General features: G+C 45.7%; 19 protein-coding genes. 5 read left to right on the top strand and 14 right to left on the bottom strand.

The features are described 5' to 3' along the window. Window positions 1-225, top strand: a 225-nt coding sequence (locus QUA56_RS22535; protein WP_333361785.1) for a transposase, incomplete at its 5' end; no start/stop codon positions are given. Here QUA56_RS22535 and QUA56_RS22530 read toward each other — a convergent pair. Further along, window positions 222-404: an element excision factor XisH family protein gene (locus QUA56_RS22530; RefSeq protein ID WP_445242938.1), complete on the bottom strand. Its 183-nt coding sequence runs from the start codon at window positions 402-404 to the stop codon at window positions 222-224. The two genes, QUA56_RS22535 and QUA56_RS22530, sit on opposite strands and share 4 nt — an antisense overlap. 169 nt (window positions 405-573) lie before the next feature. Here QUA56_RS22530 and QUA56_RS22525 point away from each other — a divergent pair, with 169 nt between their 5' ends. Then, window positions 574-1,149, top strand: a complete 576-nt coding sequence (locus tag QUA56_RS22525) for a Uma2 family endonuclease (RefSeq protein ID WP_333361782.1) — start codon at window positions 574-576, stop codon at window positions 1,147-1,149. A gap of 32 nt (window positions 1,150-1,181) precedes the next feature. Here QUA56_RS22525 and QUA56_RS22520 read toward each other — a convergent pair whose 3' ends face one another. The 6 genes from QUA56_RS22520 to QUA56_RS22495 all read right to left on the bottom strand — a co-directional run bounded on the left by QUA56_RS22520 (window position 1,182) and on the right by QUA56_RS22495 (window position 7,528). Continuing rightward, a complete protein-coding gene (locus tag QUA56_RS22520; RefSeq protein WP_333361779.1) occupies window positions 1,182-4,223 on the bottom strand; it encodes an SMC family ATPase in 3,042 nt (1,013 codons plus the stop codon). Between the two features lie 186 nt (window positions 4,224-4,409). Next, entirely contained in the window at window positions 4,410-5,585 is a 1,176-nt protein-coding gene (locus QUA56_RS22515; protein WP_333361777.1) for an exonuclease SbcCD subunit D, read from the bottom strand. Window positions 5,586-5,630: 45 nt separating this feature from the next. Beyond that, window positions 5,631-5,876, bottom strand: a complete 246-nt coding sequence (locus tag QUA56_RS22510; protein WP_445242937.1) for a DUF433 domain-containing protein — start codon at window positions 5,874-5,876, stop codon at window positions 5,631-5,633. A gap of 6 nt (window positions 5,877-5,882) precedes the next feature. Next, on the bottom strand, window positions 5,883-6,224 hold the full coding sequence (locus tag QUA56_RS22505; RefSeq protein WP_333361774.1) for a DUF5615 family PIN-like protein: 342 nt from the start codon (window positions 6,222-6,224) through the stop codon (window positions 5,883-5,885). 3 nt (window positions 6,225-6,227) lie between these two features. After that, window positions 6,228-6,575: a DUF433 domain-containing protein gene (locus QUA56_RS22500; protein WP_172184331.1), complete on the bottom strand. Its 348-nt coding sequence runs from the start codon at window positions 6,573-6,575 to the stop codon at window positions 6,228-6,230. A gap of 59 nt (window positions 6,576-6,634) precedes the next feature. Beyond that, on the bottom strand, window positions 6,635-7,528 hold the full coding sequence (locus QUA56_RS22495) for an ion channel (RefSeq protein WP_333361768.1): 894 nt from the start codon (window positions 7,526-7,528) through the stop codon (window positions 6,635-6,637). A gap of 112 nt (window positions 7,529-7,640) precedes the next feature. Between QUA56_RS22495 and QUA56_RS22490 the strand changes: the two genes are divergently transcribed. Beyond that, entirely contained in the window at window positions 7,641-7,961 is a 321-nt protein-coding gene (locus tag QUA56_RS22490) for a hypothetical protein (protein WP_333361766.1), read from the top strand. Between the two features lie 283 nt (window positions 7,962-8,244). Here the strand turns inward: QUA56_RS22490 and QUA56_RS22485 are convergent, their stop codons facing one another. The 4 genes from QUA56_RS22485 to QUA56_RS22470 all read right to left on the bottom strand — a co-directional run bounded on the left by QUA56_RS22485 (window position 8,245) and on the right by QUA56_RS22470 (window position 12,912). Further along, window positions 8,245-9,570, bottom strand: a complete 1,326-nt coding sequence (locus QUA56_RS22485) for a hypothetical protein (RefSeq protein ID WP_333361796.1) — start codon at window positions 9,568-9,570, stop codon at window positions 8,245-8,247. 685 nt (window positions 9,571-10,255) lie between these two features. After that, window positions 10,256-10,777 carry a hypothetical protein gene (locus QUA56_RS22480; RefSeq protein ID WP_333361762.1) on the bottom strand — a complete coding sequence of 174 codons (522 nt, stop codon included), beginning with the start codon at window positions 10,775-10,777 and terminating at the stop codon, window positions 10,256-10,258. Window positions 10,778-11,062: 285 nt separating this feature from the next. Beyond that, a complete protein-coding gene (locus QUA56_RS22475; RefSeq protein ID WP_333361761.1) occupies window positions 11,063-11,419 on the bottom strand; it encodes a hypothetical protein in 357 nt (118 codons plus the stop codon). A gap of 392 nt (window positions 11,420-11,811) precedes the next feature. Further along, on the bottom strand, window positions 11,812-12,912 hold the full coding sequence (locus QUA56_RS22470; RefSeq protein WP_333361760.1) for a saccharopine dehydrogenase NADP-binding domain-containing protein: 1,101 nt from the start codon (window positions 12,910-12,912) through the stop codon (window positions 11,812-11,814). 247 nt (window positions 12,913-13,159) lie between these two features. Here QUA56_RS22470 and QUA56_RS22465 point away from each other — a divergent pair, with 247 nt between their 5' ends. Continuing rightward, window positions 13,160-13,330, top strand: coding sequence for a hypothetical protein (locus tag QUA56_RS22465; RefSeq protein ID WP_333361757.1), 171 nt, complete (start codon window positions 13,160-13,162; stop codon window positions 13,328-13,330). A gap of 72 nt (window positions 13,331-13,402) precedes the next feature. Here the strand turns inward: QUA56_RS22465 and crtO are convergent, their stop codons facing one another. Next, complete coding sequence (gene crtO, locus QUA56_RS22460) at window positions 13,403-15,100, bottom strand: beta-carotene ketolase CrtO (protein ID WP_333361754.1); 1,698 nt, start codon at window positions 15,098-15,100, stop codon at window positions 13,403-13,405. A gap of 116 nt (window positions 15,101-15,216) precedes the next feature. Between crtO and QUA56_RS22455 the strand changes: the two genes are divergently transcribed. Beyond that, window positions 15,217-15,348, top strand: coding sequence for a hypothetical protein (locus QUA56_RS22455; RefSeq protein ID WP_333361751.1), 132 nt, complete (start codon window positions 15,217-15,219; stop codon window positions 15,346-15,348). 6 nt (window positions 15,349-15,354) lie between these two features. On the opposite strand, the gene QUA56_RS22450 is transcribed toward QUA56_RS22455, so the two are convergent. Together QUA56_RS22450 and QUA56_RS22445 are read right to left on the bottom strand one after the other, a co-directional pair. Then, window positions 15,355-16,137: a class I SAM-dependent methyltransferase gene (locus QUA56_RS22450; protein WP_333361748.1), complete on the bottom strand. Its 783-nt coding sequence runs from the start codon at window positions 16,135-16,137 to the stop codon at window positions 15,355-15,357. 176 nt (window positions 16,138-16,313) lie between these two features. After that, window positions 16,314-17,417 (bottom strand): tetratricopeptide repeat protein, encoded by a 1,104-nt coding sequence (locus QUA56_RS22445; RefSeq protein ID WP_333361744.1) that lies wholly within the window; start codon window positions 17,415-17,417, stop codon window positions 16,314-16,316. Between the last annotated feature and the right edge of the window lie 77 nt (window positions 17,418-17,494).

Here is a 17,494-nt window from a genome sequence, read left to right as displayed (position 1 = left end):
AGTGATGCTATTGTTGATAAACTTGAAGAGTGGAAACAACGTAATATTACTCTTTTTGAGTTGCCTTCTTACTCTCCTGAATTAAATTTAATTGAAATTTTATGGCGGTTTATTAAGTATGAATGGATTGAGATATCTGCTTACAAGAATTGGGGTACTTTTGTTACCTCTGTGGAAAAAATCCTGAAAGAATTTGGAGAAAACTATGTAATTAATTTTGTCTAGCTACTTACTGCTATTTTGTGCATCCCCCTTTCGGCAGAAAGTAATTTTTCCGCTCCCAAATCTATCTGTATTTTTACTTTGGAAGTTACTTTGAGAAATAGAGGATCGTGAGTAATTGTCCATCCATCTTTCTCCAAAGCCAAACGTACTATGTTGTGAAATATATCTTTGGCTGACATGATTTTAAAAATAGTTTTACTATATCCAAAAAGTATCTATTGTGATGATAATTATAACTTAGCAAGTGCCGACAAAAAAGTAAAAAGTCTAAATTTTTGACTAAATTATAGGTTGAAAATTGCGATCGTGCTAAAATGAAATATCAGCTCATAACGGGAGAAAGTTCCTATGTCAACGATGACTGTCAAAGATGTTGAGCAAGTTCAAACTGCTTTTTCTGAAGCTGGTTTAGATTACCAAATTGAACTAGAAGACGGGAAACTTTCAATTATGGGCCCATCTGACATCGTATCCAGTGAAATCAGCAGCCGTCTCATTGCCTTTCTTTTCGCTTGGGTAAATCCCCGCCGTCTCGGACGAGTTTTTGACTCCGCAGGTGGCTTTATTATGCCTGATACTAACGTCAAAGCCCCCGATGTTTCCTTTGTGCGCGCCGCACGATTGCGCCAAAGTCCGCGTTATTTCGGACAGTTGGTTCCCGATTTGGTGGTAGAGATTAAGTCTCAAAGCGATCGCATACAGCCAATCGAAACCAAGGTTTTGAAGTTTGTTGAGCTCGGAGCGATTGTCGGAATTGCGATCGATCCTGATGCAGAAACAGTGAAGATTTATCGCTCTGCTGGCGAACCGCAAATCTTAGAAAATGGCGATATTTTAACAGTACCAGAACTTTTCCCCGGTTGGGAATTGCCCGTTTCTGAATTGTGGCCTCCTATCTTTACAGAGGAAGAAACACAATCCTAGAAAAAATACAATATATCGCAACAAGCAGAGAGTTAAACTCTTTCAATTTCTATTCTAGAACCTTGCGGCGATTTGTACACTTTAACTTGTGCGGGCAATCTTTCGCCCAATCCTCGAACGTGGGTAATCACTCCAATTAGCCTTTCTCGCTGCCGCAAAGATTCTAAAATTTGAGTAACGCTTTCGAGAGTTTCGGTATCTAAAGTGCCAAATCCTTCATCTAGAAATAAGCTGCCCAAGTGAGCTCCCTGAGAAAGTTTTTCTGACAAAGCTAAAGCCATTGATAAGGAAGTGGCAAAGGTTTCGCCACCGGAAAGTGTTCGCACTCGTCTGGCTTCGCCGCCGTTCCAATTATCTGTTACCCAGTATTCGCCGTCTTGGTTTTTTAATTTGTAGCGATTTTCGGTTAATTCTTGCAAAATTAATGTGGCGCTGCCGACTAATTCTGCTTCTAAATGTTCTAAAATGTAGGATTGAAATTCGTTAGATTTGAGATTCTGCGCTAAGGTGTGATAAGTTTGCTCTTGTTCTGTGAAATTTGTGATTTGCTGTGACAGTCTTTCGGCTTGTTCGAGATTTTGGACTGCTACTTGAATCCAAGCTAATAGTTCGGCGCGGTTGTTGTTGGCTTGTTTGAGGTTTTCTTGGGCGGTTTGTTTTGCCGATCGCACTTGTGCTAAAGTATTGTCATCGGTAGTTCTGCCTGCGATCGCCTCGCTCAAATCTTTCGCCCGCGTCTCTAACTGAATTTTTGATTCGCGGTGAGAGCGAATAGCATTTTCCCATTTTGATTGTTCCTTAACAGTCGCAACCGCTGCTAAAAATGTCTCTTCTGTGAAATCAGCCGCTGTTAATTTTGCTGACCAATCCAGGTTGAGCTGCTGTTTCTGGGCTTGGGCTTGTCCAAAAACTTCTCCAGCTTGTTGCTCTCTCTCTGCTGCTTGAATAACCTTATTTTGAGCAGTTTGATAGGATTTTTCGGCAACTTTCAGCAGATTTGCCAAGTCTTGCTTGTCTTGTTCTAAGGCTTTTGCTAAATTAGCATAAGGTTGATATTCGGTAATTTGATAAAGCGCATTTACACAACTTTGCAACTGCTGCTGCCGGCGGTCGGATTCGGCGATCGCATCTTGATATTCTTGCTGTTTAGCTGCTTGAGTCGCCACTGCAAAATTAAATCTTTGTTGAAAATTATCATATTCTAATGATGCGAGTTGGAACTGCTGCTCGGTTTCGCGATACTGGCGATCGCTCTCTTTAAGTATTGCCAACTCCTGCTGCAACCGCAACACTTCCCACTGAGGATTTTCCAGAACTTGAGCGATTTGCTGCTGCAATTCGGCAACTCTATTCGCGGTTAATTCCAACATTTGAGTAATTTCCAACTCTTTTTGCAGGCAGGCTAAAACTGCACTTTTCCCCTCAGCCGCCAACCTTTGAGCAGCTTGAAAAATCTGATTTGCATCCGCCAATTTCCGCCGCAAACCAGCGACATCGACAATATTAGAATTGGGCAAAGGAGGGAGCCGATCGCTCTCAGGATGCACCCCCCCGCACACCGGGCAAGTATCGCCAGAATTCAGCGACATTCTGACAGCAGCAACACTCTCTAAACGTGCCGCTTCCGCATTAGCGGTTTGGGCCGCTTCTAACACGCTGTCGCACTCTTTTAGTCGGATTTCGGCTGCTTCTAAATTAGCGGCAACCTCCACATAATTCTGTTGAGCGCTTTCCTTCTCTGCAATAGATTTATCCAACTGTTGCTGCTGAGTTTTTCCCTGCTTGGCAATTAGCTGAAATTCCATCAATAAGGGTGCAATTTGCTGCAATTGCTCTAAACGCTTTCCTCCCGGCGAATACTGTTCGAGCTGTGCGGCTGTTTGAGTCACTCGAAAACCCGCACTTTGAATTTTAGTGTTAGCAGCTTGCAGTTCTTTATCTGCTGCTTGAAAAAAGCGGAGTTTTTCCTGTTGAATTTTTTGGGCTAGCGCAACTTCTTTTTCTAATTGAGCGCGCTGTTCTTCATATACTTTAGCAGCAGCCAGAGCATCTTCGCGAGCCTTAATTTGTGGCGCTAAGGTCTTTTCTTTGGCTTTTGCCCCGTCAAATTTCTGCTGCTCTACTGCCAGCTCGGAACGAGCTTTAATTAACTGCTTTCGCGCTGCCACCGAGGTAATTTCGGCAGTTTCATACTGACTGCGAGCCGATCGCACTAAAGCCCAATCTCCCTGTAAATGATTGGCAGCTTGCGCTTTTTCTAAACGCTGTGCTAAAATTTTCATCTCAGCGGAATTAGCATTTAATTTAGCCAGTTCTTGTTGCAGCTCTTGCCAGCGAACAATTTGCGAAAATAGCTGTTCTTCTTCATCTAGATCCTTCTGAGCTTTCATCACAGCGCGATCGAACTCAGGCAACTGCTGCTCTAAAATCAAAAGTTGCGATCGTCTTTGAGCCACCTCATCCGCCGTCGGCGCACTCAACTCAGCTAGCTGCCTTTCCACCATTTCCCGTTCCTGTTTCAGCAACTTTGCGAGTTCATTTGTTTCCTTCCGCATCTGCTCAAAAATCTCAAATCCCGCTAGCTGCCGCAAAATTTCCCGGCGTTTTGAAGTATCCCCTTTAATAAACTCATCAAACTTGCCTTGAGGCAGAACAATTGCTCGCGTAAAAGTATCAAAATCCATTCCTAAAATCTGTTCGATGGTATTTTGAACGGCAACGATACTCGTCCCCAAAGTTTCCCATTGACCATTTTGCCAGTTGTCCAAAATCACCTTATTTTCGGGAGATTTCGGACGAAAACGCCACCTTCGCGTCACCCGATACTGTGCCGAACCCACAGAAAAACGCAACTGCACTTTTAAATTTTCGCTGCCTTGACTTGCCAAATCACTAACTTGTTTGCCGCTGCGAGTTGTCGTGCCAAAAAGAGCGTAAGTCATGGCATCTAGCAGTGAAGATTTGCCCGCACCTGTAGCACCAGTAATTGCAAACAAATCGAGTTGAGAAAAATCTAAACGCTGTTCGTGGCGGAAGCTGGTAAATCCTTCGAGAATAAGTTCGAGTGGACGCATATTGATTTTAGATTTTGGATTTGGGCTTTCTATTACTCTTTACCAGGCTCTGCCTGGTAACACAGATTCGGAGGCTCTGCCTCCAATTTTCCTATTTAAGCGCGAGGCAGAGCCTCTGGATCTCGGTTCCCAGACGGAGCCTGGGAACCAGTTAAACCTGTTAAAATAAGGCGGAGACAAGAGTATTTAATTGTTAACTGTTTCCTTAAATTTCTTGTACAAATTTTGAAATTCCTCCAATACTTCCGGTTTCGGTGTCGTTCCCAATCTGTTTTGATAATAGTTGCAAAACTCTGCGGCCGGATCGAAATTATTGGGATCGATATTAGTTATTTCTGTTGCTTCTAGGGCTGCATCTGGATAGCGCGGTTCAATTAACAGCGCTTGAGAACAGATTTGGCGCACTCGATCGGCAAGTCCGATTTGCGGACTGTCCAGTTCGACAATTACTTTCAAGAAACCAGGATGATACTGATGAGCTTGTAAAGTTTCATCGAGATTGTCGTTATGACATTTAAGCACTTTTAACGGCTTGTGGCAAGTCACAGGCTTAAATTCCACCTTGGCCTGACTTCCCGGCTCAACTTCTATCAAGCAAAATCCTTTTTCCTGTTCCGCTTCTCCAAAATCTAACTGAATCAAAGAACCCGAATAATAAGCGGGAGAAGTCTGAGAAATCCGCTGGTGAATGTGGATGTGTCCGAGGGCAATATACTGAGCTTCCGGCGGCAGAGTTTGCGATGACAGCAGGTATTTTTCTCGCGTGTAATAAGCGACTTCGGATTTTGCCAATCGAGCACCGTCAATGCTCATGTGTCCCATGAGAATATTGACAGTATTGTCTCTAAACTCTCTGGTTAAATCTTCTAGTAAATATGCTACGATTTCGCGGTAATCTTTTCGGCGATCGGCATCGCCAGACTGCCAGAGAGAATTAGCATCTAACAGTCTTTGTTCGGAAGCAAAAGGCATCGCTCCCACACAAAGTTTACCGCTTTTTGTATTGAGAGTAATCGTGCCGCCGTCTGCCGATCGCCTGGGTTTGCCTAAAGCGCGAACACCTGCGAGGGAAAGCAATTGCGCGATGCTGTCGATGCGGGATGCCGAATCGTGATTACCGGCGATCGCAATTGCGGGAATTCCTGCCGCTTGGAGTTCGCAGAAAAAGTTATAAGCAATGCGTTCGGCGTAAGCGGGAGGGTTGGGCACGTCGAAAATGTCGCCCGCAACGAGCACAGCATCGACATCCAAGGCTTTTGCTTGCTTCAAAATCTGTTCGAGGGCGATCGCAATTTCGGAAGTGCGATCTATCCCTCGAAAACGTCGCCCTAAATGCCAGTCAGCAGTATGAATTATTCGCATAGTACGAGGGGTATTTTGTTTATTTTCATAGAAACCTGTAACTTTTTAATCTTCCTCATTTTCTTGAATTGCTGTTTCAATCTCATCAGGATATGCCTCAGCATAACTAAAAGCATTCACCAAATCTGCTGCACAGAGATCGGGATGACCTTCTAAAATATAAGCATCGGTGGCATCTTGACGGCGATAGCTTATTAACAACCAAACAGGAATCCGCGTTTTTCGGATACAGGCGGCACCACCCATGACACCGGGAGTCTTTTGAATTCCATACCCAAGGTATTCTATCATTTCTACTCACTCCGAAGGACGGTTAACTCGAATCAGTAAACTTCTCACTGATTCTCGATTAGCAATAGCTTCATTAATGCGTAAAGCCAACTGTTCCCTATTTGAATCATCTTTACAAACAATGATACCAGCATGGTCTTGTTCTAATGTATGCAGCCTGATAAAATGACGGCGATTGAGCGTTAAAATAGCGCGGTCAATACTCACTGCAAAAGCTAACACTTCTTCATCAGGAATTTTTTGATTAGCATTTCCTGCTTCCTGTACGGTAAGGACATCGTGACCTAAAGTCCTCAACAATTCCACAACCCGCTTCGGAAATTGTTCATCTGCATAGAAACGCGCCACTTTTCAATCTTCCTCATTGTCTTGAATTGCTATTTCAATCTCATCAGAATATGCCTCAGCATAAGCCCAAGCATTCGCCAAATCAGCGGCACGCAGAGTCGGATAGTCTTCTAGGAGTTCAGCTTCAGAAATACCTAAACGGCGAGCATTCACCAGCACCCAAACAGGAATTCGCGTTTGTCTGATGCAAGCATCGCCGCCGCACACGCCGGGAGTCTTTTGAATTCCCGACCAAAATTTTCTTAAACTTTGGGCTAGTAATTCTATAGCTTGAGCCTTCTCTTCGGGAGTTAAAGCTAAGAGTTGCGGTTGCAATTCTTTCAGTGTCGTATTTGCAGTTATTGAGTTCATAAATATTAACTTTTTTTTGCCATACAGGTATTCTAGCACTGGTGGCTAAATCAAAACTTTCATTCAACAGGCTTCACATCGTGAAACCGAGTATAATCAACCACCCGCCCTCCCGTCGCCGATTTCAAAATAATATCTACAAACCGCATATTCCACATAATTTCAGATGCCACAAAAGAATGTCGCGCGTGAATAGTTTGCGAAACAGTTTCGTCAATTCCTGTTAACGTAATTACAATTTCCGCTTGCTGTTCCATCAAGTCTTTTGCAGTAAGTTGGTACAAAGGACTGCTCTCGTCAATTGGGTGCATAACAGTCCAAGTTAATGCAAAAATCGGAGAGTGACTCCGCATCAATTGCAAATCGTAAAAACGCCGCATAAATTCTCCTTCCGATGTTACCTCGTCGCGGATCAAAGTAGCTCGCTGCTGCGCTTCTAAAATTTGGTTGAAACGTTGATTTCCCGTGCGGTACATCAGAGTCGGAACGCCGTTGAAAGGAGCGATCACAGCTACGCGGCTGAAGATAACTCTAGCTGTTGGTCGGGAAAATCTAGCAAAAGCTAGTCCCGTCACCATTGCCACTCCCCACAAAGCAAAAAGCGCTTGGATCGCGACTACAGTATTAGCGTAATCATTGCGCGGATACATAGCGCCGTAGCCGATCGTCGCCATTGTTTGCACGCTGAAATAAAAGGCATCTTTGAAAGAACCCGGTCGCGCGTTAGCAATGCAATCTCCTCCCGCCAAGTAAGCTAAGGCAAATAAAGAATTCGTGACTGTATACGACAGACAAATGAGTATGAAAAATCGCGGCCAAGAAAGAATTAGCAGCCTGTGGTAGAGGTCGGCAAAATGCAGGCGAGGTACTCCCAACTTGACAATATTTAAGGAGAACTGTCCTTTGCGGCTGACTAAACGAGCTTGTGGCTGGCGGTTGCGGTAAATTTTCATTGCGATTTGTAACTGCGGCTGTTTCAATTTGTAACTATTGCTTTGAGCGGGAAAACTTATCCTTTAGACTGATGTCTGATTCCAAAAATACGGATAAAAGCGGAGTATAGAAATGGTTGAGCTTAACTGGCATGACTATCTCGTTATGGTTTGTTTTGTGGCTTCTATTGCGGGTCTAGTCCTGCTGGGCGATAATCGCAACTCGCAGCCAACGGACGATCGCACTTTGAGCGAAGAAATCCTGATCAAGATGAGCTTTACTTACTCGATAGTCTACTGCATCTCTGTTTTCGGGCTGAAACTTAACCTACCTGAAGATAGCTGGTTATTGCTCAGTTTGAAGCTGACTACTGTTCTGTCTTACTTATTGACTGTTTCTAGCATACTCAGCCTGCCGCTGCAACGCATGGCTGTCCGACGAGTTGAAGATTAAAAAAAAGGTGTTTGCAGTCAGGACTTCAATTCTTTTTACCGGGTGAAAAATGACTGAAGTCCTGACTGCAAAGCTATTTGATTTGTATTGCCGGACACAAGATACAGCAGATTCCACGTTGATGAATGACACCCGCCCATCGCTCAATCCCCGTAGTGACTTAGGCACTCGCCGTGTCCCTACTGCTGTTAATAAACCTGGGATACGCTGTAACTGCTAGCTGCGAGCTTGTTGAATTGTTTATTGTGTGAGGGGTATAGCAGTAGGTCGCGAACTTAGTTGCTCAGGATTTAAAGCCTTTAGAGCTTTTCTTTTTCTCCTGCGGTTTGGACTTTGACTTGTGAACTTCGCCTAAAGCTTCCTGAAATAAGTTGTGCAGGTGCAAGGGAACGCTGGCAATTTCCGGGAGTTCGGGTTCTAATGGTTTTTTAAACTCTTGCAGCAGGGCATCTAAATCCCGATCGATCTGAAAGTCGGTGCGTGCCAATACAGTTTGCAAAATTTGTGATAATTTCGCTGGATTAACTTTAGCTAACCGCTGCCAAATCCAGGCATTAATTCCAGGATCTTCTAGATAGTTAAGCACCAGCTTCTCGTAACCGGGAACGGTTGAAAAGTCTTCGGCTGCTAGCATTGCAGTAAATTGAGCGTAAGTAGACAAAAAGGTTTGTCCCCAGCGAGGATGAGAAAGTGCTGTCACCTGTTCGGCTTTCTTGAAGCGATCGGGCAATTCGACTTTCGGCATTACCATTTTTGAGTGAGGATCGCTATCGATCGCTACCTCAACTGAAGAGGGATCTGCACCGGCTGCTGCTATAGCTGCTGCTTTAATTTCTTCTGGATCGACTCCCGCATCTTCAACGATATCCGCGAGAGATTTAGTTTCATCAATGCCGATACCAGCTAGGCGTTTTTTAGTGATGAATTCCTGAAATTCAGCCAACTGTTTATTCAGGTGATATCCCGATAGCGTCACTTCATCGCTGCCAAAAAATTCGGTAAAATCTTCGTGGTACAGTTCTACCGACTGCCAAGCTTGCTCTAACAATTCCGGCGCATCGCTGTACAGGTTCTTTTTGTGATTTTGCTTGAAATTGCCGATCGCCACCGCCAACTTCGGCTTGCCCAATTTCCCCATCGGTATCGGAGGGCCCGAAAGTATCCACCAGTCATCGGTGAGAGGAGCAATCCGAGCCCGCAAGATTTCTCCTAACTTAAAGCGAGACATTTCTTGCAGGAAATTAGCGCTGTTGGGCTTAACAACGTAGTGCTTAGCCGTCAGCCAGTTCGTCAGTTCAAAGCTGTCAGGGGAAAGCTGAGTGATTTCAAATAAGCCGGTGAAGCTTCTGTGGCGCCAACTTTCTAGCAAGCTGCGATCGCTCTGGGTTAAATCCGGCTGACTTTCGACAAATAGGTCGATCGGCGTTTTCTCCCCGACTTTACCTTCAACTGTAAAACTGTCAATCACTTGATTTTGCTGAGCAATGTCGTAGCGCTCGCCAGTCGATCGAGCAGCAGCAAAAGCTTCCAAAGCTACCGCCAACTCTCCCTCAGCATCCAGCACAAAGTCAATTAAATTTTGCTTGAGTGTCCAAGCTCTTTCCAGCATTTCATCCACAATTTATACCGATTTTGAATGAGAGAATTTAGATTTTTAACAATTATCGGATTTGAGGCCGCGAACGCTTTCACGCTCCGGCTGCGATTGCTCATGTGCATGGCGAACAAGGACAGAAATATGCGATCGATGCCTCAGTCCTGAATTAGTTTAATTTTAAGGCTAACAGTCAAAAAAAAATGTTAATCTCAAACGGAAGCATCCCGATTTTGTAAAAAGCGTTTTTTAGGAGTGCGATCGTCCCGCACAGCAAAGCCTCTACATCTCGCTTCGCGCTCTGTGGCTCGTACTCGTGTGATATCATGTCCGGTCGATTACCCCTAATACGGTAGGGGCTCCCCTCACGAAACATATCTGCCAAGAATCTCCAATCTCAAAAACCCGCCCTTTTAATCGCGGTCACTCGATCGAACATGATATGAAATAAAAATCTTGCTGAAAAACGCGATTTCAACGGAGCATAAAAATACCCTCCCCGATGTAGAGAAGGGCTGAAAATCCCCAAAAACTTTGCTAAACTCGCGTTGAAAATAGTGCCAGATATCAAAAACAGTCCAAGACGCAGCAACCGGGTTTTTCGATCGAAACACTTCGCTGCATTCCCCACCCGGGGTAAAAAACCCGGAATGCTTGAGTTTGTGTGCGTCCCAGACTGAGAAATACTTAACGTAAGCCCTTAACGGCCGTCTTTGTCAATGTCGCCCGGTACAGCGCGTTCCACCCGATCCCAAGCGTCGCGCGTGGCGTGCTTGGCTTTTTCCCAAGTCACATTAGACTTACCGCGATTTGTTTCGTAGTCGCGCTGCAAATCGTTTTCGATCTCGTTGAAGCTCTTACCAGTAGTGCCATAGCGGCCGTATCCCTCATAACCGGTGCGGTATGCAGGCTGATAGTCGTCGTAAGTCGCGCTCGTGTCGGCGTAAGGACGGGAACTGTAGTTGGTTTGCCAGTAAGCATCTTCTACCGTGGGGTCGATCGCCTCGCCCACACCTTTGCCCGCCAAACCGCCGCCAAACGCGCCCACAACTGCGCCTACAACTGCTCCCACAGGCCCGCCGATCGCACCGCCGATCGCAGCACCCGCAGCACCCGCACTCGCCGCACCGATACCCGTTGCCACTGGATGAGCCCCCGTTTCCCCCGACAGCGGGTCAAGGTTAGCATCAGGTTCATGTACCGTTTTTTTGTCATCGCTCATGATATTTTTTTCCTTTTATCTAACTGTAACTATGATTAAATCTACCTTTTAAATTCATATCTATTCATCTGCCTTAAGGATGAACCTGCTAGCTTAAAAAGAGGGGAACGACAAAACCATCCTGGACGCAAAAAGTGGTTTTACACGATACTCTAACTAGGTAAGGTGCGCGGTTCGGCGCACCCTACATAATTAGGTTCAAGTGAGTCCTGAGCTATGCTCAATTGTGTACTCACTTAAACTCGGTATTTACCAACAACTTGAGTTAGATAGAAATCTGTTGATTTAGTCCTTGCCCGTGACCTTTTGGATCAAACCTTCAGCTTTTTCAACTATGCTGTCTTGCGGGTTTTCTGCCTTGTACTCTTTTAAGCTTTCGTCGTAAGCTTTCTCGACCTTTGCAGGATTTTGAGCGGTTTTGACTATTTCTTCGTAAGCTGCTTGGGGATTCAGATCCTCGAAACTTTCTGCGGGGTCAGTAATTTTAGCTTCTTGCTGCGCGTGACTGCTGTATTGACCAGCAGCGTAAGCAGCCTGACTTGGTGCTACCGCTAGACCTGCTAGACCAATGAAAGCCAGCGTACAGACCAGCAAAATGCTTTGGCTCAATGTTTGTCCGAGAGCTTTTAAAACCCGCTTCATATCAAATTCTCCTGGTATTTTTCCGCAAAAATTATGGTGTTTGTCGCCCCTTCACTGCGATCGCACATTGAAAACCTTGGTTAAAGCGCAATCTTTGTCGCAGCTACCGCATCTAGATCGAGCGAAAAGGGATATTTCTCATGATGTTTAATATATTAAGCCCCTGCTTGTTACGATTACTTCTACCAAAAGATAGATTAGTTAGACAAGCGGAACTCATCTCGTATGAGGGGCGATCGCAATTCCTGCGAGGAGCCCTATCTAGGGGTTCTCCCATCAATTGCGAACCCTTACTCTTCTCCTTTCTTTCTTCGCGTCCTTTGCGTCTTCGCAGTTCGTCAAAAAAAGCCCATTCACCAAACATCTAAAATTGCTACAAACAACCGAGACAACTACAAAAGAACCTGCTCTATCTTGAGGTTGCGGTTCTGCAGAACTCGTTCAAAAAGTTCGGTAGAAAGAGCTTGTTCTACCGACCAAACGCCCGGTTTTGCCATTTTTCCTTCTAACATTAATTGAGCTATACTGCCAGTACCGATGCCAGTAGCGGCGGCAGCATTTGGGTGTACCGCTGTCGAGCAAACTTTAGTCGGTTTGCCGTTTTTGAGACCGGTCACTTGCGATCGCACTGCCACACCAACCCCGCTAAAACTATTAGTAACACTGGTCATCCCGTAACTGACGTAGGAGAGAAATTCAATCACGGAGTTATTTTTGAGCCAGCTAGCCGGCCAATACTTGGCAACAAACCAGGTAAGGTGATTGTAAAGGTCGGGAGACGTACCGAATTTAGTCACAACTGATTTGACGGGGAAAGTTTCGGGCAAAGTGATTGCTTCCGGCATATCGAACCAGTAAACCCCTGTGTTGCCGTAGGGCGCGGGAAATTCAATTGTTTCGCGATCGCTGTAGGGTTTTACTTGCTGCCACTTGCGATCGGCCCAAACCTCAAAAGGAGTTTGCAAACCTAAAAAAGTGGTTCTCATTACTGTAACACCAGCACCGCCTGAACCTCCGACTACATAACTCAAATGGATGTGTTCTGCTTCATCTAATTGTTCCACATCTCGGCGCACCATGCTGTTAGAAACACCTGGAAAAATGCCCGTATTAATAATAGCCGTAATCCCAGAATTATTAGCCATTTCGCGCAATTCTAAAGCTCTGCGAGTAAAACTGCGGCTGTCGCTGACATCAGTATAATTCACACCTGCTTCTATGCAAGTTTTCAATACACTAGCGTCTCGGTAGTGAAAAGGCCCGGCACAGTGAACGACGAGATTAGAGGATGAAACCGCTTGGTGCAGGGCTGCACTGTCTGCTAAATCTAAAGCTAGATAGTGCACCCTATCCGGCGGCAATTCCGGCGTAATAGAGCCTTCAGGGTTGCGTCCGGTAATAGTAATTTCTGCGTCGGTATGGGTAACAAGGTCTTCGGCAACACTGCTGCCAATTCGCCCTCGGCCGCCGACAATCAAAACTCGGTTTGCCATCGCTAAAAAAAGGGTAACGCCATTACTCAGTGTGTCAACTTGGGGCCGGCGTTTTCATCCGCATAAAGTATGAATTTATCAGAATGTGAGATGCTGGGGGATCGGCGGCGATCGCCCATATCCGCAGATGGGGAGCGACTTCTACCAGCGACTAGCCTGTTCTGCTAAATTAGAGGTTTGGCTGCGGCGCTAAGTTTAAAAATGCCTTCAGCGTTAACTTGTTCTTCTAATATTGAGAATTTTATCAATGCAATATGCTCTCGGATGCAAAAATATTTTAACAGATTTGACCGAACGGGAGGAGCAGCCAACATTGGCGAAAGATGCACCAGATTTAGAAAGGGTATTGAGGGCGATCGCAAATCGTTTTCCCTTCACAGGAAATCAACCAGAAAAAATCATCGCACTCGCCCACTGATAAATCAATACAAACAAACGCAGATGTAATTTATCTGCGTTCATCTGCGTTCATCTGCGGTTGCTAAAAATCTTACTTATCATTCACCCGAAACACCGACTTAGCCGTCGATTTCAGAGAATTAGCCGCATCCGCCAAAGTTTGGGCGATCGGCTGCTGCGAGTGCATGAAAACGCGAGCGGTATTGCGTCCCGGCATCCCCGAAATCGAGCCGCCCGGATGCGTTCCCGCACCCGTGAGAAACAAACCGTCGATCGGCGTTTTGTAATTCGCCAACTCCGGCAAAGGACGGAAAAATATCATCTGATCCAGCGTCATATCAACGTGATAATAATTCCCCTTCAAAGCCCCCAAACGCTCTCCCAATTCCGCCGGACTTTCCACGCGGCGGCCGATAATGGAATTCTTGATATTCGGTGCATATTCTGCTAATTTATCGATGCAGCGATCGGCAACTTTGTTTTTCAACTCATCCGTCCAACCCGTACCGTGCTGGCCGGTTCCTTCAGCATTTTCGATCTGGTAAGGAGCAAAAAATTCAATCCAAGCTGTATGGTGTCCTGGGGGAGCCATTGACGGATCTCGTACTGTCGGAAACACCACATACATCGACGGATCGGAGTCAGGAATTCTGCCGATTGAAGGCTCGCTGTGAGCAATTTCAACGTGCTTCACCGAGTCGGCAATTAAAACCGAACCCATTAAATACTCGTCTCGATGGTTCCAGCGATCGAACTTGGGTACTTCATTAAGAGCTAAGTCTATTTTGAGAATAGTCTCGTTATTATTAACAATTTTGCGCTCCAATCTTTCCCGCAAATTCGGGTCAGCAGCATCGACATCGCTGTCATCCATTAAATGCAGAAACAAGCGCTTAGCATCAATATTAGAAATGACACCTTTAGTAGCGCGGTATTCGGTGCCACCGGCAACTCGAACTCCCACAGCACGGCCCCCATCAACTAATATTTTCTCGACGTGCTGGTCGGTAAGTACCACACCCGAATAGCTTTTCACTAAATTGAGCAGCGCTTGCACTAATGCACCTGTTCCTCCGCGCGGCCTGGCCATGCCGGGATTGTGGCGCATTGCCATCATAATTGCGCCTACAGCAATGGTTTTTTGTGAAGGAGGCGCGCCCAATTCTGATGCCAGTCTCGCTAGGGGTGCTTTCAGAAATTCCTCATCAAACCACTCGTTGAGAATGTCCTCAGCGCTGGTGATCATCGTGCGAATAAAGTCCAGGGTTTTGTCTGGGGAACCGATGACTGAAAATAAATCTTTGAGCTTTGCAATATCGTAGTTTCCTGCAATATCTATGATGGATTTGGGCGGTGCGTTGAACATCGGAATCATTGCACCTAAAGCCCGCTGCCAAAAGTCTGTATATTCGGCATATTTTTTAGCGTCGCGCTCGTTGTAGCGGGCAATTTCAGCACAAGTTTTTTCGACGGAACCGTGCGCTAAGAAATATTTGCCGTCTGGATGCGGACAAAAGGCGACTGGATCGCAGTAAAGATATTCTAATCCGTATTTTCCCAGTTCTAATTCTTCTACAACTGGCCCTAAATGGATAAATTCGTGGTCGATCGCGCACAAATTGAATTTAAAATCCGGCAATTCGGGAATCGCAGCTTCTGTAGTAGCCGCGCCGCCGGGAACCGAACGTTTTTCTAACAAGAGGACAGTATATCCAGCTTTGAGGAGATAAGAGGCGCAGACCAGTCCGTTGTGACCGGCGCCGATGATAATCACGTCATACGTTTGCATAGATGAAGCTCTGGGGATAGGATATTTTGCTTATTTTACAAATGTTAACAAGTTGGCAGTCTCTATCAATAGAAATAGATTCACCTTCAAGAAGCTGTTTTAGCATCTTACAAAAGATGGACTTTTTACCAAATGCTGCTGTGCGATCGCCCTTATTTTCTCTTGAATTTACAGAGCGATCGCCCCTGCCAACTCGCCCCGAGATTGTATCACATAAATCCGCGTCAATCCGCCTTCATCTGCGGTAAAAAATATTAAGAATCAGAACGAGCTGCAAGATAAACCCGAGTTTTGTAAACCAATGAAACAAAGCCCCGATCGCCGCAGTGAGCTTCATAAAGTTCGGTCAAATCCGAGATAATTTTCTGCAATGGCGGCCCAGAATTCGGAATGTACGATGAACTCTGAGCCCGTCCAATAAGTCCTTGTAAATCTAAATCTTGTTTGTTTACAAAATCCCGGCTTTGGATATTAGTAAAATCCGAACTTGTTAGCAGAGGTTCTATCGCTCGCTCTCGTCTTTCAGCAGGATGGTTATTGGAAGCTGCCTTGACTATTTGGGTGTAGCATAGTGTCAATTCATCCGCGCGATCGCGCAGATTCCAAACTACAGCCAACCTTCCCGACGGCTGGAGAATACGCCGAAATTCTGGCAAAGTCAAAACAGGATTGAACCAGTGAAAAGACTGGAAGCAAGTTACTAAATCGATTGATGATTCAGACAAATTAGTTGCTTCCGAAGTTCCTTCTCTCCACTCTACCAAAGGGTTAATTTCAGCCGCTTGTCTCATCTCGGCATTGGGTTCGATTGCTAATACTCGAACACCTCTTTGCGCCAACAAACGCGAAGAAATGCCCGTTCCAGCACCGACATCTGCTGCTGCTAACCGCGAAGGTTCCCCAAGTCCTTCTAAAATCGCATCAATCGCAGCGGCGGGATAAGTTGGTCGGTACTTGACATAATCGGCGGCGCGATCGGAAAATCGACCTAGCGGATTCATCTCGTAAAGCGGCGGTCTAAAATTACTTGAATTCATAAGTCAGTTGTCAGTTGTGAATTGGCATTTGACAGTTTGCAAGAGATTTAGGGGGCGGGTATTACCAGCGATCTTTGAGGTAATTGAAGAAACACATAAACCCGCCCTCCGGGATCTATTGTATGGGAACGATGTAATTATCAATTACCCATTGCCAATTACCCATTACCAATTACTCATTGCTTTAGTTCCTGGAGCGCCGCCTCAGCTTTTTGGGCACCATCATTGTTTCCTTGCTGGCGGTAAATGTCGAGGGCTTGTTGAAAAGCTTGAATTGCTTCGGATTTGCGATCGCGCGCTTTGAGTGCCGTACCCATATTGTAATAAGCTTCTGCCCGGTCTGGATCGAGCCCAATCACTCGGCGAAAAGTGGTAATCGCTCCTAAAAAATCTTGTTTTTCCAGTTGAATTTCCCCGATTCCTGCGTGTGCTTCCACTAAATTAGGTCGCACCGCAATAGCCCGCTGATAAGCTATAAGCGCTCCGTCTAAGTCGTTTTGAGCCTTGAGAAGTTCGCCAATTTGTAGCTGCACTTCTGGATTCCGAGGCTCCAATTTTGCAGCTTCTTCAAAAGCTGCTAGCCCTTCGGAAGTATAGCCGGCACGCAGCAAAGCAGTGCCTAATTTTAACTGGACACCTGCTTGTTTGGGAGCGAGTTCGGCTGCTTGTTGGAGCACGGTGACAGCACTGGCAAAACTTCCCTGCTGGATCAATACTAAACCCATTGAAGAATAAGCTTGCCAATTTTTCGGATCGAGGGCGATCGCTTCTTGATATGCTTTAAAAGCACTGCTGTAATCTTTTTGCTGAAAGAGTACCACTCCGAGACCGATTCGGGCATTGACATTTTTGCGATCGAGCTGAGCGGCGCGGCGGTAAGCTGCGGCTGCTGCAGGATAGTTTTGTAAATTCGCCATAGCATATCCCAAGGCGTATTGAAAGTCAGCATTGTTCGGTTCGAGACCGATCGCTTGTTGGTAAAATTCTACTGAGGCTTGATAGTTGCCCTGACGCGCTTCTAAATAGCCAATACCAGAAAAAATGCGCGGGTTTTCCGTATCTAAACGTGCCGCTTGCTGATAAATGGCGATCGCCTTACTGTAGTCTCCTAAATCTACAAACTCGCGCCCTTGTCGCAGCAGAGCATCTAAATTTGAATTCTTTTGAGGATTGACTTGAACTGACGTTTCTGCTGAGAGTGCTATCTGCGGCGCAGCGACAGCGAGACCCGCTACCAAAAGCGTACTGAAGACCAAGAGACTTTGTTTGTATACGGCCATTTGTTTCAAAGAGTGTGTGGAATAAAAGAGCGAACTGCTGTCAGCTTGCCAAACTGACAGCTTAGGGTTTGCCTGGA

Source organism: Microcoleus sp. N3A4 (assembly GCF_036701805.1).
Taxonomy (GTDB): Bacteria; Cyanobacteriota; Cyanobacteriia; order Cyanobacteriales; family Microcoleaceae; genus Microcoleus.
Note: the sequence above shows the minus strand (reverse complement) of the source record. Positions and strands in the feature narration are given on the sequence as shown.